General features: G+C 67.6%; 20 protein-coding genes. 7 read left to right on the top strand and 13 right to left on the bottom strand.

Annotated elements, in window-relative coordinates:
• Positions 1 to 30 precede the first annotated feature (30 nt).
• Positions 31 to 417: a hypothetical protein gene (locus J7I79_RS13560; protein ID WP_214954311.1), complete on the bottom strand. Its 387-nt coding sequence runs from the start codon at positions 415 to 417 to the stop codon at positions 31 to 33.
• Between the two features lie 55 nt (positions 418 to 472).
• Between J7I79_RS13560 and J7I79_RS13555 the strand changes: the two genes are divergently transcribed.
• Positions 473 to 1,717, top strand: coding sequence for a class I SAM-dependent methyltransferase (locus J7I79_RS13555; RefSeq protein WP_214953890.1), 1,245 nt, complete (start codon positions 473 to 475; stop codon positions 1,715 to 1,717).
• A 45-nt stretch (positions 1,718 to 1,762) separates the two neighbouring features.
• Here J7I79_RS13555 and J7I79_RS13550 read toward each other — a convergent pair whose 3' ends face one another.
• Positions 1,763 to 2,593: a shikimate 5-dehydrogenase gene (locus tag J7I79_RS13550; RefSeq protein WP_311380579.1), complete on the bottom strand. Its 831-nt coding sequence runs from the start codon at positions 2,591 to 2,593 to the stop codon at positions 1,763 to 1,765.
• A 138-nt stretch (positions 2,594 to 2,731) separates the two neighbouring features.
• Positions 2,732 to 4,438, bottom strand: coding sequence for a glycoside hydrolase family 3 N-terminal domain-containing protein (locus J7I79_RS13545; protein ID WP_311380578.1), 1,707 nt, complete (start codon positions 4,436 to 4,438; stop codon positions 2,732 to 2,734).
• Between the two features lie 138 nt (positions 4,439 to 4,576).
• On the opposite strand from J7I79_RS13545, the gene J7I79_RS13540 reads away from it, so the two are divergent.
• On the top strand, positions 4,577 to 5,728 hold the full coding sequence (locus J7I79_RS13540; RefSeq protein ID WP_214953886.1) for a glutamate--cysteine ligase: 1,152 nt from the start codon (positions 4,577 to 4,579) through the stop codon (positions 5,726 to 5,728).
• A gap of 32 nt (positions 5,729 to 5,760) precedes the next feature.
• Here J7I79_RS13540 and tsaD read toward each other — a convergent pair whose 3' ends face one another.
• Genes tsaD through J7I79_RS13510 form a run of 6 tightly spaced genes read right to left on the bottom strand, consistent with a single transcriptional unit; the run spans position 5,761 to position 11,039 of the window.
• Positions 5,761 to 6,885 carry a tRNA (adenosine(37)-N6)-threonylcarbamoyltransferase complex transferase subunit TsaD gene (gene tsaD, locus J7I79_RS13535; RefSeq protein WP_214953884.1) on the bottom strand — a complete coding sequence of 375 codons (1,125 nt, stop codon included), beginning with the start codon at positions 6,883 to 6,885 and terminating at the stop codon, positions 5,761 to 5,763.
• Positions 6,882 to 7,373, bottom strand: a complete 492-nt coding sequence (gene rimI, locus J7I79_RS13530; protein ID WP_214954307.1) for a ribosomal protein S18-alanine N-acetyltransferase — start codon at positions 7,371 to 7,373, stop codon at positions 6,882 to 6,884. The genes tsaD and rimI overlap by 4 nt, the downstream gene beginning before the upstream one ends.
• 56 nt (positions 7,374 to 7,429) lie before the next feature.
• The gene (gene tsaB / locus J7I79_RS13525; protein ID WP_214953882.1) at positions 7,430 to 8,101 is read right to left on the bottom strand and encodes a tRNA (adenosine(37)-N6)-threonylcarbamoyltransferase complex dimerization subunit type 1 TsaB; all 672 of its coding nucleotides are present in this window, start codon (positions 8,099 to 8,101) and stop codon (positions 7,430 to 7,432) included.
• Complete coding sequence (gene tsaE, locus J7I79_RS13520; protein ID WP_214953880.1) at positions 8,101 to 8,685, bottom strand: tRNA (adenosine(37)-N6)-threonylcarbamoyltransferase complex ATPase subunit type 1 TsaE; 585 nt, start codon at positions 8,683 to 8,685, stop codon at positions 8,101 to 8,103. The genes tsaB and tsaE overlap by 1 nt, the downstream gene beginning before the upstream one ends.
• Entirely contained in the window at positions 8,682 to 9,905 is a 1,224-nt protein-coding gene (gene alr, locus J7I79_RS13515; protein WP_214953878.1) for an alanine racemase, read from the bottom strand. The genes tsaE and alr overlap by 4 nt, the downstream gene beginning before the upstream one ends.
• A gap of 42 nt (positions 9,906 to 9,947) precedes the next feature.
• Entirely contained in the window at positions 9,948 to 11,039 is a 1,092-nt protein-coding gene (locus J7I79_RS13510) for a PfkB family carbohydrate kinase (protein ID WP_214953876.1), read from the bottom strand.
• A 93-nt stretch (positions 11,040 to 11,132) separates the two neighbouring features.
• Here J7I79_RS13510 and J7I79_RS13505 point away from each other — a divergent pair, with 93 nt between their 5' ends.
• Positions 11,133 to 12,566, top strand: coding sequence for a 6-phospho-beta-glucosidase (locus tag J7I79_RS13505; protein ID WP_214953874.1), 1,434 nt, complete (start codon positions 11,133 to 11,135; stop codon positions 12,564 to 12,566).
• A 30-nt stretch (positions 12,567 to 12,596) separates the two neighbouring features.
• Here J7I79_RS13505 and J7I79_RS13500 read toward each other — a convergent pair whose 3' ends face one another.
• A complete protein-coding gene (locus J7I79_RS13500) occupies positions 12,597 to 13,133 on the bottom strand; it encodes a GNAT family N-acetyltransferase (protein WP_214953872.1) in 537 nt (178 codons plus the stop codon).
• A 121-nt stretch (positions 13,134 to 13,254) separates the two neighbouring features.
• Here J7I79_RS13500 and mshA point away from each other — a divergent pair, with 121 nt between their 5' ends.
• The 3 genes from mshA to J7I79_RS13485 all read left to right on the top strand — a co-directional run bounded on the left by mshA (position 13,255) and on the right by J7I79_RS13485 (position 17,422).
• Entirely contained in the window at positions 13,255 to 14,520 is a 1,266-nt protein-coding gene (gene mshA, locus J7I79_RS13495) for a D-inositol-3-phosphate glycosyltransferase (RefSeq protein ID WP_214953870.1), read from the top strand.
• A 65-nt stretch (positions 14,521 to 14,585) separates the two neighbouring features.
• Entirely contained in the window at positions 14,586 to 16,283 is a 1,698-nt protein-coding gene (locus tag J7I79_RS13490) for a formate--tetrahydrofolate ligase (protein WP_214953868.1), read from the top strand.
• A 179-nt stretch (positions 16,284 to 16,462) separates the two neighbouring features.
• The gene (locus J7I79_RS13485) at positions 16,463 to 17,422 is read left to right on the top strand and encodes a DUF559 domain-containing protein (RefSeq protein WP_214953866.1); all 960 of its coding nucleotides are present in this window, start codon (positions 16,463 to 16,465) and stop codon (positions 17,420 to 17,422) included.
• A gap of 45 nt (positions 17,423 to 17,467) precedes the next feature.
• On the opposite strand, the gene J7I79_RS13480 is transcribed toward J7I79_RS13485, so the two are convergent.
• Positions 17,468 to 17,977: a DUF2306 domain-containing protein gene (locus J7I79_RS13480; protein ID WP_214953864.1), complete on the bottom strand. Its 510-nt coding sequence runs from the start codon at positions 17,975 to 17,977 to the stop codon at positions 17,468 to 17,470.
• 100 nt (positions 17,978 to 18,077) lie between these two features.
• Here J7I79_RS13480 and J7I79_RS13475 point away from each other — a divergent pair, with 100 nt between their 5' ends.
• Positions 18,078 to 18,698: a MerR family transcriptional regulator gene (locus tag J7I79_RS13475; RefSeq protein ID WP_214953862.1), complete on the top strand. Its 621-nt coding sequence runs from the start codon at positions 18,078 to 18,080 to the stop codon at positions 18,696 to 18,698.
• 115 nt (positions 18,699 to 18,813) lie between these two features.
• On the opposite strand, the gene J7I79_RS13470 is transcribed toward J7I79_RS13475, so the two are convergent.
• Together J7I79_RS13470 and mgrA are read right to left on the bottom strand one after the other, a co-directional pair.
• A complete protein-coding gene (locus tag J7I79_RS13470) occupies positions 18,814 to 19,899 on the bottom strand; it encodes an inositol-3-phosphate synthase (RefSeq protein WP_214953860.1) in 1,086 nt (361 codons plus the stop codon).
• Positions 19,900 to 20,061: 162 nt separating this feature from the next.
• Complete coding sequence (mgrA, locus tag J7I79_RS13465; protein ID WP_214953859.1) at positions 20,062 to 21,099, bottom strand: L-glyceraldehyde 3-phosphate reductase; 1,038 nt, start codon at positions 21,097 to 21,099, stop codon at positions 20,062 to 20,064.
• Positions 21,100 to 21,119: the final 20 nt, after the last annotated feature.

The raw sequence follows: 21,119 nt of genomic DNA, 5'->3' as shown, positions 1-21,119 counted from the left end.
GAGTGCCAGAATTTCGTCCCCGGTGAACGGTTAGCGCCCTGCCAGGTCCTCAAAGTCGACGTCGTCGCCGTCGTCCGTGTCGTCGTCTCCCGTAATGTTGCGGTTCCGGTAAAGCACGACGGCGGCGGCGAGCGCCGTGACCACCGAGGCAATCAGGAACACCAGTCCGCCCGCGCGGACGGCAGTGTACGACTCGCGGATTTGCCGCGCCTCGTCGGTGGCGTCCTGGATGTTCTTGCCGCCCACCGAGTACACGGTCGCGTTGAAGGAATCCAGGACGAAAATGATCACCAGGAGCGCCAGGCAGACTACGGCGATGGCGGAACCGGCGATCAGCGCCGGCCTGGCGTACTTCGCAAGGCCCGTTTGGTGTTGGTGGTCATTACTCTCCGGCTGCGGCCCTGCACTGTCTTCCATGCTGCCCACACTATCCGCACCGTGCGTGTCCGCCGCCTCGATTAGGCTTGATGACATGGCTGACGCACCGCAGGACCTGATCGCCCCGCTCCTGACCAGCGAAGGCTGGGAGCTGCTGGCCTCGCTGGGGCCGTACCGGGAGGACGATGCGTTCCGGCTCAATGAATCACTCCGGAAGGCCGGCCACTCCCCCGCCCTGGTTTCGGCGGTCCTCACCCAGTCCCGGCTGCGGACCAAGGCTGAAGCCAAGTTCGGCGAATTTGCCCGCCAGATGATTTTCACGCAGGCGGGGCTGGAGCAGGCCACGCGACTCAACGTCGCGGCCAGGCACGCGGAACGGTTCGCGACCGCCGGAATTGAACATGTGGCCGATCTCGGCTGCGGGCTCGGTGCCGATTCCATGGCACTGGCCTCGATGGACATCAGGGTCACCGCCGTGGAAATGGACGAGACCACTGCCGCCTGCGCCACCATGAACCTGATTCCCTTCCCGCACGCCAGCGTGGTTCACTCCGACGCCACCTCCGTTCCCCTCGACGGCGTGGACGGCGTCTGGCTGGATCCGGCCCGCCGCACCACCTCCAGCTCCGGGACGCGGCGAATCTGGGATCCGGAGGAATTCTCCCCGCCGCTGTCCTTCGTGGAATCCCTTGCAGGGTCGGGACGGGCAGTGGGCGTGAAGATGGGACCGGGCATTCCGCATGATTCCGTCCCGGCAGGCTGCGAGGCGCAGTGGGTTTCCGTGGGCGGCGACGTCACCGAGGTGACATTGTGGTTCAACGCGGTCAGCCGGCCGGGCATCCGGCGGGCTGCGCTTCTCCTCGGGCCGCAAGGCGCCGCAGAAATCACCAGCGCAGAAGAGTTCGACGCCGGCCCCGTCGCCCCCGTGGGCCCGGTGGAGGGCTACCTCTACGAACCTGACGGCGCCGTCATCCGGGCCGGCCTCGTGGCGGACGTGGCGGCCCGGCTCGGCGGCCACCTCCTGGACGAACACATCGCGTACATCTGCGCGCCCGAGCTCGTGGATACGCCGTTTGCCAGGGCCTACCGGGTCCTGGAGGTCATGCCCTTCAACGTCAAGGCCCTCAAGGCCTGGGTGAAGCAGCACAACATCGGCGTGCTGGACATCAAGAAGCGGGGCACGTCGGTCACCCCGGAAGAACTCCGCAAGCAGCTTCTCGCCGGGGGCAAAAACAGCGGCAAGGGGTCCAAAGGCAAAAAGTCAGCCACACTGGTCCTCACCAGGATCGGCGAGGACCGGGTGGCCATCTCGGTGGAGCCGGTACAGCCCGGCGCCTAGCCCGCTGCCTGTTGCCGGGCCCTCTCCGGTACCGGGCCTTCTCTGTTACTGCGCCCGCATGAAGTCTTCTGCCGCCCGGACTTGCTCGTCGGTGGGCCGGACGCCGGTGTACAGCACAAACTGCTCCAGGGCCTGGATGGTGGCTACTTCTGCGCCGGTGATGACCGTCTTGCCGGCAGCACGGGCTGCCCTGATGAGGGGCGTCTCGGCGGGCAGCGCAACGACGTCGAAAACCACCTGCGCGGCGTCCACCGCCTCCGGCGGGAAGGACTGCGAATCGACATCCGGACCGCCCGCCATCCCCACCGGCGTCACGTTGATTATCATGTCCGCCGTGCCGCCCGCCTCCGCCGCGGGAAGCTCGGGGCTCCACTTGAACCCGTAGAGATCCGCGAGCGGCTTACCGGATGATTCGTTGCGGGCGATGATGGTGACGTCCCGGAATCCTGCGTCGCGGAGGGCGGCGGCGGTGGCTTTGGCCATGCCGCCGGAACCCTTGAGCAGCACCGAGTGGTGGGCGGGCACGGCGTTGCGCTGCAGCAGCTGCTCGATCGCCGTGTAGTCGGTGTTGTACGCCGTGAGGCGGCCGCCGTCGTTCACGATCGTGTTCACCGAGTCGATCGCTTTGGCCGAGGGGTCCATGACGTCAACCAGCGCAATGACGTCTTCCTTGTACGGCATGGACACAGCGCAGCCCCGGATGCCCAGGCCCCTGACGCCGGCGATGGCCTGCGCCAGGTCCGTGGGCGCGAAGGCCTTGTAGATCCAGTTCAGGCCCAGCTGCTCATACAGATGGTTGTGGAAACGGGTTCCGTTGTTGCTCGGCCGGGCCGAGAGGGAGATGCACAGGGTCATGTCTTTATTCAGAATTGGCACGTGGTCCATTAAACGCCCGGCTGCCGCAGATCCCCCTTAAGGACGGGGCAGGTCGCGAACTAAGACGGACGGGACGGCACTATTACGCGGCCGGGATTAGTACGCAGCCGGGCCTGTTGCGCAGCCGGGCAGCGTTGCTCAGCAACCGCTGCCGGGGGCGAAGGGGCCGACGGCGACAGGCAGCTTTCCGGGGGCGGTCGCCTTTCCCGCCAGCACGGCAGCCAGGGCGTTGAAGGCTTCCTGGCTGCGGCCGTACAGTGCCACCTTGGCCGGCGCTGCCGAGCCCGCCAATGACCACGGCGCATCGAGGGCCACCACAACATCGCCTTGGGCCGGCGGCTCTTCGTAGCCGATGAGGGTCACAAGCGGGCCTGCGCCGACGGTGATACCGGCCGCACGCGCGGCCTGGACAAAACGTGCCCGGTCCTGTTCACTGCCTCCGACCAGCCGGACGCTGCCGGGCACCATCGCACCCCGGCACGGTCCGGCAAGGACGGTGACTGCCGCTGCGGAAACCCGCTGGGAGAGGGCGGAACCGCTGCCCGGCGCGGCGCCCTCCGGTGCAGGGGTCCGGGCGCGCCACATCATCATCGTCACCACCCGCTGGGCCGCCTCCTCCAGGCGCGGCAGAGGCAGCGTGCCGGATTTGACGGCACTGACCACTGCCGCGTGCGCCGCTGCCACGTCCCCGGGCATCAGCAGCAGGTCCGCACCCGCGGCCAGCGCCCGCGGTGCGGCTGATTCATCGGGGAACTGCTTTTGCACCGCGCCCATGTTGAGCGCGTCCGTTACGGCAACGCCTTTGAAGCCCATGCCGCGCAGGGCCGCGTAGCTCGATTTGGACAGCGACGCCGGAATTCCCGGCTCCAAAGCCGGGACGGAAATGTGGCCAGTCATGATCATCGGCAGGCCGGCATCGATCGCGGCCTGGAACGGTTTCCAGTCCTTCGCCCGGAGTTGCTCCACCGTGGCCTTCTGCACGGGCAGGCTCTCATGCGAATCGACGGCTACGGAACCGTGCCCGGGAAAGTGCTTGGCCGAGGGCAGAAGCCCGGCCGAGAGCATCCCCTGGGCAAAGCCAACGCCCAGGCTGGCCGCCGCGTCCGCGTTCCCGGACATTGACCTGGCGCCGATGGTAGGATCCTGCGGCCCGGCGGTGACATCAGTGGCAGGCGCGAAGTCCGCGTTGAATCCCAGCCCGGCCAGCTCGGAAGCCAACGCCTTGCCGGCGTCGGTTGCCAGCGCGAGGTTGGCTCCGGCGCCGTAGCTCATGGGAGCCGGCCATTCCGTCAAGGGAGCGCGGAGCCTGGCCACCACGCCGCCCTCCTGGTCCACACCCAAGATGGCCGGCCAGGTGCGCCCGTCCGCCCTGGCCGCTTTCTGCAGGCGGGCCAGTCCAGCCGCCATGGCGGCGGTGTCCACGGTGCCGTCGGCGGCGCGCGGCACGTTATCGCCCATGACGATTGATCCGCCGAGGTGCAGCCGTTCCATGGTGGCGGCGTGGGCTGCGAAGTCGGTGCCGGCGAAGAACGGCATCAGCACCTGTCCGGCCTTTTGTTCAACGCTCATTTTCGCGACGGCTGCGCGCGCCGCGTCTTCGTCCTTCTGCTGCGGGCCCCAGCCCAGTTGCCGCTCCCCCGGGGCCGGCGTGGAAGGTTTCGGGGTTGCCGGGCGGCCCGAAACAGCGGGGCCGGAGCGGGTGGCGCTCCCCGACGGCGCTGCCGACGCAGTTTCCGGCGACGTTCCGGAACCGGACGGAGCGGGCACACCGGTGCAGGAGACGGATGCAAGCACTGCCGCCGTCACCGCCAGAGTGGCTGCTTTTTTGGCTGCTGTTTTGGTCACTGTGTTCCTGTGAGCACTTTCACTGCGTCCCTGAGTCCAAGCCATCACCTCGATGCTACCCCTGCACTAGACTTGAACCACCCGTTGCCCGCCCGCAGGCGGCTTCGGCAGGTGACGGCGGAACAGTGAAGGGACCACATGAAGATTGATTTCGCTTCATCCAGGCAATCAACTCTTGGTGTGGAATGGGAGCTGGCCCTGGTCAACGCGCAGACGGGCGAGCTGGCCTCGGTAGCCAATGAGGTGCTCCGCGGTGTGGCGGCCAATCATCCCGAGCTTAATGAGGATGACGAACACCCCCACATCAAGCAGGAACTCCTGCTGAACACCGTGGAACTCGTCACCGGCATCTGCGAAACGGTGGCCCAGGCCAAAGCCGACCTCAGCAGTTCCTTGGCGGCAGTCCGGGAAGTCACCGACCCCATGGGCGTCGAAGTCTTCTCCGCCGGAAGCCACCCTTTCAGCCCTCCCCAGCTGCAGCCGGTGACGGACAAGGCCCGCTACGCCAAGCTGATCGACCGCACGCAGTGGTGGGGCCGCCAGATGGTGATTTACGGAGTCCACGTGCACGTCGGCCTGGACAGCCGTGACAAGGTCCTGCCGGTGCTGGACGGCCTGGTGAACTACTTCCCGCACTTCCAGGCGCTGTCCGCGTCCAGCCCGTTCTGGGGCGGCGAGGACACCGGCTATGCGTCCCACCGTGCCCTGATGTTCCAGCAGCTTCCCACTGCCGGCCTGCCATTCCAGTTCTCCAGCTGGGCAGAGTACGAGTCCTACGTCGAGGACATGTTCACCACCGGAGTGATTGACACCATCTCCGAGATCCGCTGGGACATTCGCCCGGTCCCCAACCTCGGCACCATCGAAATGCGCATTTGCGACGGCCTGGCCACCCTGGAGGAGGTCGGCGCCATCGCAGCCCTGACCCAGTGCCTGGTGGACGAATTCTCCACCACGCTGGACAACGGCGGCACGATTCCCACCATGCCGCCCTGGCACGTCCAGGAGAACAAATGGCGCGCGGCCCGGTACGGCCTCGAGGCGATCATCATCCTCGATGCCCAGGGCAACGAGAAGCTGGTCACCGAGCACCTGCTAGAAATCCTGAACCGGCTCGAACCCGTGGCCGCGAAACTCGGCTGCTCGGACGAACTCGCCGACGTCGAAAAGATCATCAGCCGTGGAGCCGGCTACCAGCGGCAGCGCCGGGTGGCCGCGGAGCACGGCGGCAACCTCCAGGCCGTGGTGCTCGACCTCGTCGGGCAGATGCGGAACGGCCCCACCGCCTGAGGCGCAGCGCCTCCATTCGGCCCTGCCCGGGACTACGCCGAAACCGTGGTGACCGGCATGGACGAATCCGGGGCGAAGCCGATCCCGCTGGGGTCGATTCCCGCCATGACCAGCTGGGCCCCCAGGGCGGCCACCATGGCACCGTTGTCGGTGCAGAGCTCGAGCGGCGGGACGGTCAGCCTGATCCCGGCCGCGCTGCACCGCTGTTCGGTGAGCTGCCGCAGCCGCGAATTTGCCGCGACGCCGCCCCCCAACAGGACTTCGGTGATGCCGTTTTCCTTGCAGGCGAGCACCGCCTTGGACGTGATGACGTCCACCACTGCCTCCTGGAAGGCAGCCGCGATGTCCGCGACCGGCACCTCTTCCCCGCGGGCCTCGAACTGTTCCACGCAGCGGGCGACGGCGGTCTTCAGTCCGCTGAAGGACCAGTCGTAGCGGTGGGGGCCGGGTTCCTCCGCAGTGCCCATGTACTTGGGCTGCGTCAGTCCGCGCGGGAACCGGATGGCTTTCGCGTTGCCGGTCCGGGCGAGTTTGTCGATGGCCGGTCCGCCCGGATAGCCGAGCCCCAGGAGGCGTGCCACCTTGTCGTAGGCTTCCCCGGCAGCGTCGTCGATCGTGGACCCCAGGAGCTCGACGTCGTCGGTGATGCTCCTGATCCGGAGGATTTCGGTGTGCCCGCCGGAGACCAGCAGGGCGCCCAGGTTCTCCGGCAGCGGGTTGGCCGGCGACGCGTTCTCCGGCGACGAACCGGTGAACGGGCCCGGGCCGCCGTCGTCCGGCTGCAGCAGTCCAACGCCGACGTGCGCCACCAGGTGGTTGATGGCATACAGGGGCTTGCCCGTGGCCACGGCGAGCGCCTTGGCGGCGCACACGCCCACCATCAGTGCCCCTGCCAGCCCCGGCCCGGAGGTGACGGCGATCGCGTCGACGTCGTCGAGGGTTACCCCGGCGTCTGCCAGGGCCTCCTGCAGCGTGGGCACGAAGGCGTCCAGATGCGCACGGGACGCGATCTCGGGGATGACGCCGCCAAACCGTACATGCTCATCCATGGAGGACGAGACGGTGTTGCTGAGCAGGGCGGTTCCGCGAACGATGCCCACACCCGTTTCATCGCAGGAGGACTCGATCCCCAGGACAAGGGGCTGCGTTCGGTTCATGGGGTGTCTGCCTCCGTTGCCGGCGAGTGGTCGGTGCTGGGCGGTCTTGCCACAAGGCTGGAGTCCTGCAGTTGGAGCCGCATGATCAGGGCATCCACGCCGTCCCGGTAGTACCTCGGCCGGACGTGGATCTGTTCGAAGCCGAACCGCCGGTAGAGGCCCTGGGCGCGGGGGTTGTCCGCCCGGACTTCCAGCAGCACGTCCGCGGCCCGGCGCCGCCGGCTTTCTGCAATGAGCTCGGTCAGCAGGGCCGAGCCGATGCCCTTGCCTTCGCATTCGGGCACCACCGCAATGGTCTGCACGTCCGCGATCGGTTCGATGCACATCAGCCCGGCGTAGCCCACAATCTCGCCGGCAATCTCGGCCACGAAGTAGTGGCGGGTCCGGGCCTGCGCCAGTTCGTCATGGAACATCTGGAGCGGCCACGCGTCGACGGGGAACAGCCTGCGTTCGAGCACGTGCACGGCCGGGATGTCCGCCCCGTTCATGCTGCGCAGCGTCACCCCGCCCGGCGCCGCGCCGGCTGCGCCACCGGCAATGCCGCTCACAGCGCACGCTTCCGGGGCCCGGGCACCTGGGCGTCGGACTCGCGGAGGTACAGCGGCGTGGAGTCCAGCAGCTGCTCCCCCGCGGCGAGCCTGGCCAGGGCGAACTGCCCCAGGTAGAGCGCATCGGGCTGTTCGGAACTGAAATCCGGATCGGCGCGGAGGACGTCCTCGTAAATGCCCGCGCCGGCGCCGTAAGCCGGGAGGTCGGGCAGGTCGGCCGCGAACCCCACGTGCGGTCCGTCCACCAGGCGGGGCAGCTGGCCGTCAGCGAGGGAGTAGCGGGCCCAGTACACCTCTTTGCGCCGGGCGTCGGTGGCCACCAGGAATTCCGGCACGGCGGACGTGGATTCCGCCACTTCCAGTGCCATGGCATCCAGGCTCATCAGGCCGTACAGGGGTTTGCCCCACACGTAGGCCAGGGTCCGTGCGGTGGCGATCCCGGACCGCAGTCCCGTGAACGGCCCCGGGCCCACGCCGGTCACGACCGCGTCGATGTCCGAGCCCGTGATCCCCGCGTCGGCCAGAAGGGCGTCGATGCCGGGGGCCAGCACTTCGGCGTGGCTGCGGGTGTCCTCGGTGGAGAAACTCGCCAGCACTCCTTCGGGCGCATCGTCCGAAACCAGCGCCGCGCTGGCCACGGCTGAAGTGTCGATGGCAAGGATGAGCATCAGGAGTTCCCTTTCAAGGCGGCCGGCAGCAAGGGCTGCTCAGCCCAGCGCGGGCCGAAGCCGCGGATCACGATGGTGCGGGGCTCGTCGTCGTCGTCCGTGTCGAAGTCCAGAACGCCGTCCGCGCCGTCCGGGGTGGAGGTACCGGGTAGGGCGGCGCCGCCCAGCGGCCGGTGCAGTTCGACGTCGAGCAGGCTTTCACTGAGGTGTTCCACCCGGCCCCGGCCCCACTCCACCACCGTTACGGTGCTGTCCATGGTGTTTTCCAGGTCGATGTCATCGATTTCCGCCGCGGACTCCAGCCGGTAGGCGTCGACGTGCACCAGGTCGGGTCCGCCGGGGCGCGGCCCGTCCGGAAGGCTGGGATGGATGCGGACCAGGACAAACGTGGGGGAAATGATGCCGGCCCGCACGCCCAGGCCTTCGCCGAGACCCTGGGTGAAGGTGGTCTTGCCGGCACCGAGCTCGCCCGTCAGGATAACCAGGTCGCCCGCCTCGAGGACGGAACCGAGGGCCGCTGCGAGGGCATGGGTTTCCTCGGCGCTCTGCACTGTCAGGGACAGTTCCCACTGCGGATCGCTCATCCGGCCCCGCCCTGCCCCTCAGCCTGGGCCTCGTTGATGTAGTACCGCGGGACGCGCGGACTGATCCGGGTCACGATCTCGTAGTTGATGGTGCCGGCCGCGCGGGCCCAGTCATCCGCCGTCGGCCCGCCGTCGGCACCGTCGCCGAACAGGACCGCTTCGGCTCCGAGCACGCTGGCTCCGCCGGATGCCACACCCCTGGGTCCGAGGTCGATCACCATCTGGTCCATGGCGATCCTGCCCACCACCGGGTAGGTGCGGCCCTCCACACGGACAGGGCCGCCCGTGGCCACCCGCGGCACGCCGTCGCCGTAGCCCATCGGGATCAGCCCCAGGGTGCTGGCGCCGACGGTGTGGTAATTGAGTCCGTAGGAGACACCCTGGCCGGCCGGGACGTCCTTGCAGTGCGACACCTTGGTGCGGACGGTCATCGCAGGGCGGAGTCCCAGCTCGGCCGGGGTCTGGCCCTCAAAGGGTGAGAGACCGTAGATCCCGAGGCCCACGCGGACCAGGTCGAAGTGTGTGTCCGGGCGGGACAGCGTGGCGGGGGTGTTGGCCAGGTGCCGGACTTCGGGGTCCACCCCGGCGTCCTCGGCGATTGCCAGGACTTCGCGGAAGGCCTTCAGCTGCTCGTCCGTCTCCGGGCGGTGCGGTTCGTCCGCCACGGCAAGGTGGGAGAAGATTCCCACCACGCGGAGCAGGCCCTCGTCCTGGTACTCCATTGCTTCGCCCACCAGGCTGTCCCACGCCTCCAGCGTTGCGCCGTTGCGGCCCAGGCCGGTGTCCACTTTCAGGTGGACGCGCGCGGGGCGTTCCTGCTCCCGGGCCGCCAGGACGATCTTTTCCAGTTCCCAGCCGGAGCAGCCGATGTCGATTCCGGAGGCAACAGCGGCACTGAAGTTGCTCTCCGGGGTGTGCAGCCAGGCCAGCAGGGGGGCCTCGATGCCCGCAGCCCGCAGGGCCAGCGCCTCGGAAATATGCGCAACACCAAGCCAGCGGGCCCCTGCCTCGAGGGCTGCCCGGGCCACGGGAACGGCACCATGCCCGTAGGCATCCGCCTTCACCACGGCCATGACCTTGGCCGGCGACGCCACCGCCGCCACGTGGCGGACGTTGTGCCGGATGGCGTCCAGGTCGATTACTGCTGAGCGTTCGTTGGCGGGGCCGGACGCGGAGTCCGGGACGGGCCGGACGTCGCCGCCTGCTGCTGGGTAAGTCACCCTAGTGATTCTAGTGGCGGCGGGCCGGGCGGCTTAATTGGCCTAGGCGTCGGAAAGGTGGGCGATTGTGGCAGTGGCCCGGCGCAGCGCCTGCGGGGGTACATCGCGCACGATCTCCTCCAGGAAGCTGAAGCGCCGCAGCCACTGGCTGCTTTGCCGTTCAGGCCTTGCGTTGGCCCGCTTCCACCAGTCGGCGATGTCGCCCCAGCCCGGCGCGGCAAGGGAACCGCCCACTTCCTGGACCGCCAGGGACGCGCACAGGTTCGCGAACCGGAGCCGGTCCGCCAGCGGCCAGCGCGCCAGGCTGCCCACGATGAACGCCGCTCCGAAGCAATCCCCTGCCCCGGTCGGGTCATAGGCCGAGACGGGCAGCGACGGGACCCATTCCTCCTCCCCCGTTTCGGAGTCCACGGCCATGGCGCCCTGCGGTCCCAGGGTCACCACCGCCACGGGAACCCGGTCGGCGAGCGCATACAGTGCCGCCCACGGCGTGTCCCTGCCGGTGAAGGCCATGGCCTCGCGCTGGTTGGGCATAAAGGCATGGAAATACTGCAGGTTGTCCAACCGGGTGGAGGACCATTTGCCGGTGGCGTCCCAGCCGACGTCGCCGAAAAGCTTGACCCCGGCGCTGTGGGCGGCGACGGCCCACGGGGCGAGTTCCTCGTCCAGGTCCGCGACGGCGGCGAGCGCCGCGGGCGGCTCCCCGATCAGCTCCGACGAGGTGACCGGGGCAGGGTGCCCGTGCGTCACCATGGAGCGGTCGTGCTGCACGCTGAGGGATACCGTCACGGGCGAGTGCCAGCCGGGGACGCGTTTGGAGAGGGACAGGTCAACATGTTCCTGTGCAGCCAGGATCTTCCAGTTGTAGTCGCCGTAGCCGTCGTCGCCGAAAGCAGCCGCGAGCCCGGTCCGCAGCCCCAGGCGCGCGGCGGCGATGGCCTGGTTGGCCACCCCTCCCGGGCAGCTGCCCATGCCCTCGCTCCAGATCTCCGTGCCGGGCTCCGGCGCGTGGGGCAGCCCGGTGAAGATGATGTCCTGGAAAACCGTCCCGGTCAGGAGCAGATCGAAGCTTCCGTCCGTTGGCGTGCGGACGTGGGAGAGGGGGTCGAACCGGCGCCCCGGTATCGCGTCCATGTTCGGCACACTACGCCCTCGCACTTGCCCTGCAAAGTGCCGCGCCGGACGGGACCGGGACCGCGCGGCACTGCCCGGAATAGACTGCGTGTTATGCGGCTCATGATTGCCGGTGGCGGCGGGTTCCGGGTCCCGCTCGTATACCGGGCGCTCTCCTCCGGCCCTTTCGCGAGGCTGGTGCACGAGCTTGTCCTGTTCGACGTCGACCCTCTGCGGCTCGCCGCGATCAAGGCCGTCCTGTCGTCAATCGGTTCTGGCCCTGCCGGCGCCGGCTTGGCCGGTTCAGGCGGTGCCGGGCCCGGCCCCGCCGTCAGGACAACCACGTCCCTGGCAGACGGGCTCGACGGCACGGACATGGTGTTCGCTGCCATCCGCCCCGGAGGAACCGCGGGCCGGATCGCCGACGAACGGGTGGCCCTCGGCCTGGGCCTCCTGGGCCAGGAAACCACGGGCGCCGGCGGAATCTCCTACGCCCTGCGGTCCATTCCCGGGATGCTGGAGCTGGCCCGTGAGATGAAGCGGCGCTGCCCGGAGGCCTGGCTGGTCAACTTCACCAACCCGGCCGGAATGGTCACCGAGGCGCTGGTCCCCGTGCTGGGCACTAGGGTGATCGGCATCTGCGATTCGGCCGGAGCCCTGGTCCACCGGGCGGCCCGCGCGGCGGGCGCCCCGCTGCCTGAGGGAAAGCTCGACGGCGTTGGCTACTACGGGCTCAACCACCTGGGCTGGCTGTACCGGCTGGAGTCCGCCGGCCAAGACCTGCTGCCCGGGCTGCTGGCGGACGCGCCGGCCCTGTCCGGTTTCGAGGAGGGCCGGCTCTTTCCGCAACCTTTCCTCCAGTCCCTGGGCTGCCTGCCCAACGAGTACCTGTACTACTACTACGACACGGGGCGGGCCGTCGGTGCCATCCGCGCCATGGCGCAGACCCGGGGCGAGTCGATCCATGAGCAGCAGTCCGGGCTGTACCCGGCGCTTGCCGCGGCCGGTCCCCGGGCCTATGACCTCTGGGACGCTGCCCGCCGGTCCCGCGAGGAAGGCTACCTGGCCGAGGCGCGTGCCAGCGGCGAACAGCGGGACGAGGACGACCTCGCCGGCGGCGGGTACGAACGCGTTGCCCTCGGCGTGATGCGGGCCCTGTCCGGGGGCGTGTCCGGCGGCGCTTCCGGCGGCGCATCGGGCCGGGCGTCCGGCGGGGGTGCCGAGCTCATCCTGAACACCCCCAACGCCGGAGCGGTTCCCGGCTTACCGGCGGACGCCGTCGTCGAGGTCCCCTGCGTGGTGACCTCCGACGGCGCGGTGCCGCTCCCGCAGGACCGGCCGGCTGACGCGCAACTGGCCCTCATGCAGCGGGTCAAGGAGGTGGAGCGGCTGACAGTGTCTGCCGCGGCGCACGGCCGCCGTGACGACGCCGTCCGGGCCTTCGCACTCCACCCGCTCATCGATTCGGACAAGCTCGCCGTCGAACTGCTCGCAGGCTACGAAGCGGCGTTTCCGGCGCTCGGGCTGCTGTGGCGCGGCGGGGATTAGGCGCCGTAGTGCGGATTGGACCCGCAGTACCTACAGCTTCCGGTACATCAGGTGCAGCCCCACATAGCCCAGCGTCGGATGGTTGAAGGCCTCCGGGATGGTGGCCAGGACCTCGAACCCCATGGCCTGCCAGGCGGCCACCGCGCGGACGTTGCTCTCCACCACGGCGTTGAACTGCATGGCACGGAAGCCTGCGGCCCGGGCCGCGTCCAGCGAGTAGGCGCAGAGCGCCCTGGCCAGCCCCTTGCCGCCGTGCTCGGGGTGGACCATGTAGCCGGCGTTGGCAACGTGGCTGCCTCCCCCGCCCTGGTTGGCATGCAGTTCGCCCGTCCCCAGCACCTGACCGTCCCGGACGGCCACGAATGCCTGGCCGGGAGCGTCCTTGAACCAGCGGGCCCGGGCGTCGTCCTCCGTGGTGCCGCGGTCCCAGGTGAAGGTGTCGCCGGCCCTGATGACGGGTTCCAGGATTGCCCACATGCCGGGCCAGTCCGCGGCTGTAGCAGGACGGATGTCAAGGCCGGCTGCGTGCCTGTTTGACTCTGCGGTTGCGTCTGCGGTTGCGCTCACAGCCGCCACGTTAGCAGGAGGGCCGGGGATGCTGTGCGCAGGACGCCGGGCGCTGTGAAGGACGGGTCGGTACAGGAGTAGTGTTTTATCGGATGCAGTTCCGCCAGCCGAAGGGAGAGCCGTGACCCTGATCCGCCGTGTGGCATTCCTTTCGCTGCACACTTCGCCCATGGAACAGCCCGGTTCCGGTGACGCCGGCGGCATGAACGTCTACGTGCGGGGGCTGGCCTCGGCGCTCGCCGCAACCGGCGTGGAAGTGGAGATCTTCACGCGGTCAACGTCCTCGGAACAGCCCGCCGTCGAGCACCCGGACCCCGGCGTGTGCGTCCACAACGTGATCTCCGGCCCGCCGCGGAAGCTGCCCAAAGAGGAACTTCCGGGACTGCTGCACAGCATGGTGGCGGAGATCGAGCGCATACGGCAGCGTCAGCCGCACGGCCGGTACGACCTCATCCATTCGCATTACTGGGTCTCCGGGGTGGCCGGCTTGGAGCTTTCCGGGCTCTGGGGCGTGCCGCTGGTGCACACCATGCACACGATGGCCAAGGTCAAGAACCTCCTCCTGCACTCCGGCGAGAAGCCCGAACCGAGGCGGCGGGAGGACGGCGAACACAGGATTGTGGACGGCGCAGCGCGGCTGATCGCGAACACCCCGGCCGAGGCCGCCGAGCTCGTCTCGCACTACAACGCCGACTTCGACCAAATCGACGTGGCTCCCCCCGGCGTGGACCTGACCGTGTTCAGCCCGGCGTTCCGGACCCGTTCCCGGGCGCAGCTCGGCGTGCCTGCCGGCAAATTCCATCTGCTGTTCGCCGGCCGGATCCAGCGGCTCAAAGGCCCGCAGATCCTTATCCAGGCAGCCGCTTTGCTCCGCTCGCGCCGTCCGGACATCGACCTCCAGCTGACCATCCTCGGCGCCCTCAGCGGGGCCAAGGACTTCGACCTCAAGTCGCTGATCCACGCTGCCGGAATGGACGACGTCGTCACCCACCATCCGCCGGTCAACGCACCGGAGCTGGCCGCCTGGTTCCGCTCCGCCGACGTTGTGGTAATGCCGTCCTACAGCGAATCCTTCGGGCTGGTGGCGCTGGAAGCCCAGGCCTGCGGGACGCCCGTGGTTGCCACCCGGGTTGGCGGACTCTCCAGGGCCATTTTCGACGGACGGACCGGCCTGCTGGTGGACGGGCACAAGGCCGCGGACTGGGCGGACGTATTCGAGGCGCTCTACGACGATCCCGCCACGCGCGAGGACATGGGGCGGGCTGCGGCGCTGCACGCCCAGAGCTTCGGCTGGCAGCGGACCGCCGCCATCACGCTGGAAAGCTACCACGCCGCCGTCGACCAGTACATTGATAGTCACAGAATTCCGGTGGGCCACACGCCCTAAGCCGGGTAGCGCCGGGCGGGAACCCCCGAACGGCTTTCCCTGGAGCCACGAACTGAAGGACAAAGATGTCTGACACCAACGCCATGAGTGACCTCGAAATCGCCCAACGGGCCACCATGCGGCCCATCGGGGAGATCGCCGCCGCGGCGGGCATCAATGCTGACGCCCTGGAACTCTATGGCCGGTACAAGGCAAAGATCGACCCGGCGAAGCTCACGGACCCGGCCGGTGCGCCCGCCCGCCAGCCTGGCCGGGTGGTGCTCGTCTCGGCCATGTCCCCCACGCCGGCAGGAGAAGGGAAATCCACTACAACGGTGGGCCTGGCGGATTCGCTGGCCCGGACGGGGCAGAAGGTGATGATTGCGCTGCGCGAGCCGTCCCTGGGTCCCATCCTCGGCATGAAGGGCGGCGCCGCTGGCGGAGGGTTGTCCCAGGTACTGCCCATGGATGAGATCAACCTGCATTTCACCGGCGACTTCCACGCCATCACCTCCGCGAACAACGCACTCATGGCCCTCGTGGACAACCATATTTTCCAGGGCAACGACCTCAGCATCGATCCCCGCCGGATGACGTTCAAGCGGGTGCTGGACATGAACGACCGCTCGCTCCGCGAAGTGGTGATCGGTCTCGGCGGGCCTGTCCAGGGCGTTCCGCGTCAGGACAGTTTCGACATCACCGCGGCGTCCGAGATCATGGCGGTCTTTTGCCTGGCCACGGACATCGCCGACCTGCGTGCAAGGCTGGGCCGCATCACGTTCGGCTACACCTATGACCGGGAGCCCGTCACGGTGGCCGACCTGGGGGTTCAGGGCGCGCTGACCATGCTGCTCCGGGATGCCATCAAGCCCAACCTCGTACAGACCATCGCCGGCACACCTGCGCTGGTGCACGGCGGACCCTTCGCCAACATCGCGCACGGCTGCAATTCGCTGATCGCCACCCAGACGGCCCGCCAGCTGGCGGACATCGTGGTCACCGAGGCCGGTTTCGGCGCGGACCTCGGGGCCGAGAAGTTCATGGACATCAAGGCGAGGGTGGCAGACGTGGCGCCGTCCGCCGTCGTGCTCGTAGCCACCGTGCGGGCGCTGAAGATGCACGGAGGGGTGGCCAAGGACCGGCTCAAGGAGCCCAACGTGGAGGCCCTTGCAACCGGCGTGGCCAACCTCCGGCGGCACATCCGCAACGTGGAGAAGTTCGGGATCACCCCGGTGGTGGCCGTCAACAAGTTCGCCACGGACACGCAGGAAGAGCTCGACTGGCTGCTGGAGTGGTGTGCCGGCGAGGGCGTGCAGGCTGCCGTGGCCGATGTCTGGGGCCGCGGCGGCGGCGGGGACGGCGGCGACGACCTCGCCGCCAAGGTGCTCGCAGCACTCGATGCGCCGCACAGCTTCCGCCACCTGTATCCTCTCGAACTTTCTGTGGAGGACAAGATCCGGACCATCGTGCAGGAAATCTACGGCGCCGACGGCGTGGACTTCTCCGTGCCCGCCCTGAAACGCCTGGCCGACATCGGGAAGAACGGATGGGCGGGGCTGCCGGTGTGCATGGCCAAGACGCAGTATTCCTTCAGCGACGACGCCGCCCGTCTCGGTGCGCCCAAGGGCTTCACGGTCCACGTCCGCGACCTCATCCCGAAGACGGGCGCAGGGTTCATCGTGGCGCTGACGGGCGCCGTGATGACCATGCCCGGCCTGCCCAAGGTTCCGGCGGCGATGCGGATGGACGTGGACGACACCGGCAAGCCCGTGGGCCTCTTCTAGACGCTCTCTCACTTCCTGCCGCCTTTTCCCCGACGCTCCATCACTTCCTGCCGCCTTTTCCCCGACGCTCCATCACTTCCCGCCGCCTTTTCCCCGACGCTCTCTCACTTCCCGTGCGTCCAAGGGCTGCCTGTGGATATCTTCTGCGGTGTCATCGAGTTTCGGGTCACAATGCCAGCATGGAAAAGTGCAACGATCTGCCCGGGATACTCGCGACTGCTCCGTTCACCTTGGATTCGGCGCGGGCCTCAGGAGTATCCACAGACCGGCTGCGGCGGAAAGACGTGGTCCATGTTGGACGCGGGCTGTACCGCCCCTCGGACTGGGGATTTGAACTGGAAGCCGCCGCACGGGCGCTGTCTGCCGCATCGCCTGGTGCTTGGATCTCACACCTCACTGCAGCTCGGCTCCGGTGCCAGCTGTTGCCGTCTTGGCTGGCGGACTCAACGGAGCTCCATCTGAGCAAGCCCAGGACGTTACCCTCGGTGCGTCGCAAGGGCGTAGTCGGCCATACGGTCTTCGCCCGGGACGATGAGGTTGAATCGATCGACGGCATTCGCGTCAGCACCCGATCGCGGACGTGGCTGGATCTGGCGCGGCAGCTGTCGGTACGTGACCTCGTGTGCATGGGCGATCAGCTAATCCGCATTCCGCGAGTGGACTTCGAGGGCCGGACGCAGCCGTACGACACCCTGGACGGGCTCCGCTCCCTGGTCGGCCGCCATCCAAACCTGCAGGGCATTGTCCGCGCCAGGGATGCCCTGGACCTGATGCGGGTGGGGGCGGACTCCGCGCCCGAGTCGCTGCTGCGCTTGGCGATGGCCGATGCCGGCCTTCCCGAACCGGACCTCCAGCTGGCGTTGCGTGACGCTGACACCATGTCCCCGAGCGCCGATCTCGGTTACCGTCACCGGCGGATCGCCATCCAGTACGACGGCGAGCATCACCTTCTTGACTCCCAGTCCCTTCGTGACAGACGGAGAAACAAGGCGTTCGAATCGGCTGGCTGGACTGTCCTGATATTCGACAAGGACGATCATGCTGACGGCTTCCAACGCGCCATCGGGAAGATCAAGCGGACGCTTCGCACTGCGTGGCTGGATCATCCCCATGCATCCGGATTCGCCGACGCGGGGTGAGAGAGCGTCGCGCCAAAACCCACCAAAAGTGAGAGAGGATCGGCCCTAAACCCGCAGGAAGTGAGAGAGCGTCCGTTCTTTTGAACCGCCCGATGCGCCCGTGCGGCCGCCGCGCTTGAGCGAAACGAACACCACCACAACGCTCAGCGCCACCAGTCCGGCAACGTATGCCGCGGTGGCCGGGTCCCCGGCGAGGAGCTGCGGAATGGCCCGCCCCGGCACGGCAACGGCAAAGGCGAACGCCACGGCAATGCCGATGTAGCTGCCGATCATGTTCCCCAGGTGCGACCGGATGTTGCCGCGGATGGCGCTGACAAGGCCAAGGGTGACCGTCACGATGGTGAAGGCGGACAGCCCGTGCAGCCAGGTGAAATGTCCGGCCGTCACGATCCAGAAACTGCTGATGCAGACGTAGTACATGGCTGCCACCCACAGGTAGCCCATGGTGCGGTGGATGCGGTCACGGCGTCGGCGAAGGATTTGGAAGGGACCGATCGCGAGCACGAACAGTGCGGCGATCACGTGGCTGACCAGCAGTATGTTCCAGTGCTCCATAGGTTTAGGATAGAGCCACTATCCAATGCGTGTACATCAGGATAGTTAGCGCCGGATCCGCTATCCAATGGATCCGGCCTCCGCGGGAAAAGAGGGCGGCATGCAGCTCAAGGAGCTGAGCGGGCAATCGGGAGTATCGGCCGCCAGCATCAAGTACTACCTGCGCGAGGGCCTGCTGCCGGCCGGCGAGACCGTCCACGCAACCCGCGCCCAGTATTCCGCCAAGCATGTCGAGCGTCTCGAATTGATCCAGGCCCTCCGCCGGATAGTCGGGCTGAACATTGAGCAGATCCGCGGCCTCCTCAAAATGGCCGACGACGGCGCCCCGCGCCTTACGGTCTTAGCGGCGGTTCAGCGGGTGGTGCTTCACCTCGACACCGCCGCCGCCAGCGGCGACCGTCCCACACCGGCGGCTGACGCCGTCGTACGCCTCAGAAACTGGCCCGATTACCCAAGCGACGCCCGAAACGCTTTGAACGTCCATCTGGAACTGATGGAAAGCCTGCACATCCCCGTAACCCGCGAACTCCTGGACACCTACAGCAAAGCCATGGACGACGTCGCCGGCCTCGATATTGCGGTGACCACCGCTCCTGACAGCGTCGATCAGCTCATCCTTACAGCCGCCGTCGGCATGCACATGCACAGCCAGCTGCTGCTGAAGCTCCTCGCCCTTGCCCAGGCGAGCCATGCCATCCGGCGCTACGAAGAGGACGCTTAACGCGCAACGCTCCCCCACCAAAAGTGAGAGAGCGTTGCGCGAAATCCCGCAGAAAGTGAGAGAGCGTTGCGCGAAATCCCGCAGAAAGTGAGAGAGCGTCGCGGAAGGACTGGGCCTAGCGCTCCAGGTCTCCGCGGATGAAGGCCTCAACCTTGTCACGGGCGAGGTCGTCGTTGAACTGCTCCGGCGGGGACTTCATGAAGTAGCTGGAAGCGGAGAGCAGCGGGCCGCCGATGCCGCGGTCCAGGCCGATCTTAGCGGCGCGGATGGCGTCGATGATCACGCCGGCGGAGTTGGGTGAGTCCCACACCTCCAGCTTGTATTCGAGCGACACCGGCGCATCGCCGAAGTTGCGGCCTTCGAGGCGGACGAAGGCCCACTTGCGGTCGTCGAGCCACTGGACGTAGTCGGACGGGCCGATGTGGACGTCCTTGGCAGCCAGTTCGGCTTCGACGTTGGAGGTGACAGCCTGGGTCTTGGAGATCTTCTTGGACTCGAGGCGGTCGCGTTCCAGCATGTTCTTGAAGTCCATGTTGCCACCGACGTTGAGCTGGTAGGTGCGGTCCAGCGTGACGCCGCGGTCTTCGAAGAGCTTGGCCATGACGCGGTGCGTGATGGTGGCACCGATCTGGCTCTTGATGTCGTCGCCCACGATCGGCACTCCGGCGGCCGTGAACTTGTCCGCCCAGGCCTTGGTGCCGGCGATGAACACGGGCAGCGCGTTGACGAACGCCACACCGGCATCGATGGCGGCCTGGGCGTAGAATTCGGCGGCTTCCTGCGACCCGACGGGCAGGTAGCAGACCATGACGTCAACCTTGGCGTCCTTGAGGGCCTGGACAACGTCGACCGGCTCTGCAGGGGACTGCTCGATGGTTTCGAGGTAGTACTTGCCGAGGCCGTCCAGGGTGTGGCCGCGCTGGACGGTGACACCGGTGGGCGGGACGTCGGCAATCTTGATGGTGTTGTTTTCGCTGGCCAGGATGGCGTCGGCCAGGTCAACGCCGACCTTCTTGCCGTCGACATCGAAGGCTGCAACGAATTCAACGTCGTTGACGTGGTACTTGCCGAACTCCACGTGCATCAGACCGGGAATCGTTGCCTGGGGGTCGGCATCCCGGTAGTAGTGGACACCCTGGACCAGGGATGCGGCGCAGTTACCCACACCGACAATGGCAACACGAATCGGATTTGAAGACACGGAACTCCTTTGAGAACAAACTTCACGTGCCCGGCGCGGCTGCACTCTGATGTGCGGCGGCGGCTGATGGGCACAGCGCCATGGGGCGCCCTTGCATTCTAGCTAACACCGCCGGGGCCGGAGATGTTCCCGGCCGGCCCCGGCGGCTCTGTTACGCGTCGGCTACTTCTGTGCCCAGAGGTTGATATCGGATTCGACGGCGAACTCGTCGATCTCCTTCAGCTCCTCCTGGGAGAACGCCAGGTTGTTGATGGCGGACAGCGTGTCCTCCAGCTGCTTGACGCTGGACGCGCCGACCAGTGCGGACGTTACGGGTGCGCCCTTGGGCTGGTCGCGGAGGATCCAGGCGATGGCCATCTGTGCCAGCGACTGCCCGCGGTCCGCGGCGATTTTGTTGAGTCCGCGGACCCGGTCCAGCTTATCCTCGGTCAGTGCCGATTCGGACAGGAACCGTTCCTTGGCCGCGCGCGAATCGGCCGGGATGCCGTTCAGGTAGCGGTCCGTCAGCATGCCCTGGGCCAGCGGGGAGAACGCGATGGAACCGGCGCCCACCTCTTCGAGCGCCTCATACAGGTTCGGCGTCCCGTTCTCGGTCCAGCGGTTCAGCATGGAATAGCTGGGCTGGTGGATGAGCAGTGGGGTGCCGAGCTCCTTGAGGATCCGGGCCGCCTCGATGGTCTGCTCGGGCGTGTAGGAGGAGATGCCCGCGTACAGTGCCTTGCCGGAGCGCACGGCGTAGTCCAGCGCCCCCATGGTTTCCTCCATGGGCGTTTCCGGATCCGGGCGGTGGCTGTAGAAGATGTCCACGTAATCCAGGCCCATGCGCTGCAGGGACTGGTCCAGGCTGGAGATCAGGTATTTGCGGGAGCCCCACTCGCCGTAAGGGCCGGGCCACATGTAGTACCCGGCCTTTGTGGAGATGACAAGCTCGTCGCGGTACGGCTTGAAGTCGTCCTGCAGGTGGCGGCCGAAGTTGGTTTCGGCGGAGCCGTCCGGCGGGCCGTAGTTGTTGGCCAGGTCAAAGTGGTTGACGCCCAGGTCGAAGGCGCGGCGGAGGATGGCGCGCTGCTCATCAAACCGCTTGTCGTGGCCGAAGTTGTGCCAGAGGCCAAGGGAGATGGCCGGAAGTTTCAGGCCGCTGCGTCCGACGCGGCGGTAGGGCATGGATTCATAGCGGTTGTCCGCTGCCGAATAAGTCATACTATCTATCCTGCCAGCTG

It is taken from the genome of Arthrobacter sp. ISL-69, assembly GCF_018613775.1.
GTDB lineage: Bacteria > Actinomycetota > Actinomycetes > Actinomycetales > Micrococcaceae > Arthrobacter.
The sequence above is the reverse complement of the archived record's forward strand: the minus strand, read 5'-3'. Positions and strand labels throughout refer to the sequence as shown.

Excerpts from the sequence above, each read along its gene's own strand:
- J7I79_RS13490 (WP_214953868.1), top strand. The coding sequence starts at position 14,586 with ATGTCTGACACCAACGCCATGAGTGACCTCGAAATCGCCCAACGGGCC.
- mgrA (WP_214953859.1), bottom strand. The coding sequence starts at position 21,099 with ATGACTTATTCGGCAGCGGACAACCGCTATGAATCCATGCCCTACCGC.
- tsaB (WP_214953882.1), bottom strand. The coding sequence starts at position 8,101 with ATGCTCATCCTTGCCATCGACACTTCAGCCGTGGCCAGCGCGGCGCTG.
- J7I79_RS13540 (WP_214953886.1), top strand. The coding sequence starts at position 4,577 with ATGAAGATTGATTTCGCTTCATCCAGGCAATCAACTCTTGGTGTGGAA.
- tsaD (WP_214953884.1), bottom strand. The coding sequence starts at position 6,885 with ATGAACCGAACGCAGCCCCTTGTCCTGGGGATCGAGTCCTCCTGCGAT.
- J7I79_RS13475 (WP_214953862.1), top strand. The coding sequence starts at position 18,078 with ATGCAGCTCAAGGAGCTGAGCGGGCAATCGGGAGTATCGGCCGCCAGC.
- J7I79_RS13480 (WP_214953864.1), bottom strand. The coding sequence starts at position 17,977 with ATGGAGCACTGGAACATACTGCTGGTCAGCCACGTGATCGCCGCACTG.
- rimI (WP_214954307.1), bottom strand. The coding sequence starts at position 7,373 with ATGAACGGGGCGGACATCCCGGCCGTGCACGTGCTCGAACGCAGGCTG.
- J7I79_RS13560 (WP_214954311.1), bottom strand. The coding sequence starts at position 417 with ATGGAAGACAGTGCAGGGCCGCAGCCGGAGAGTAATGACCACCAACAC.
- tsaE (WP_214953880.1), bottom strand. The coding sequence starts at position 8,685 with ATGAGCGATCCGCAGTGGGAACTGTCCCTGACAGTGCAGAGCGCCGAG.
- J7I79_RS13505 (WP_214953874.1), top strand. The coding sequence starts at position 11,133 with ATGCGGCTCATGATTGCCGGTGGCGGCGGGTTCCGGGTCCCGCTCGTA.
- J7I79_RS13485 (WP_214953866.1), top strand. The coding sequence starts at position 16,463 with ATGGAAAAGTGCAACGATCTGCCCGGGATACTCGCGACTGCTCCGTTC.
- J7I79_RS13555 (WP_214953890.1), top strand. The coding sequence starts at position 473 with ATGGCTGACGCACCGCAGGACCTGATCGCCCCGCTCCTGACCAGCGAA.
- J7I79_RS13510 (WP_214953876.1), bottom strand. The coding sequence starts at position 11,039 with ATGGACGCGATACCGGGGCGCCGGTTCGACCCCCTCTCCCACGTCCGC.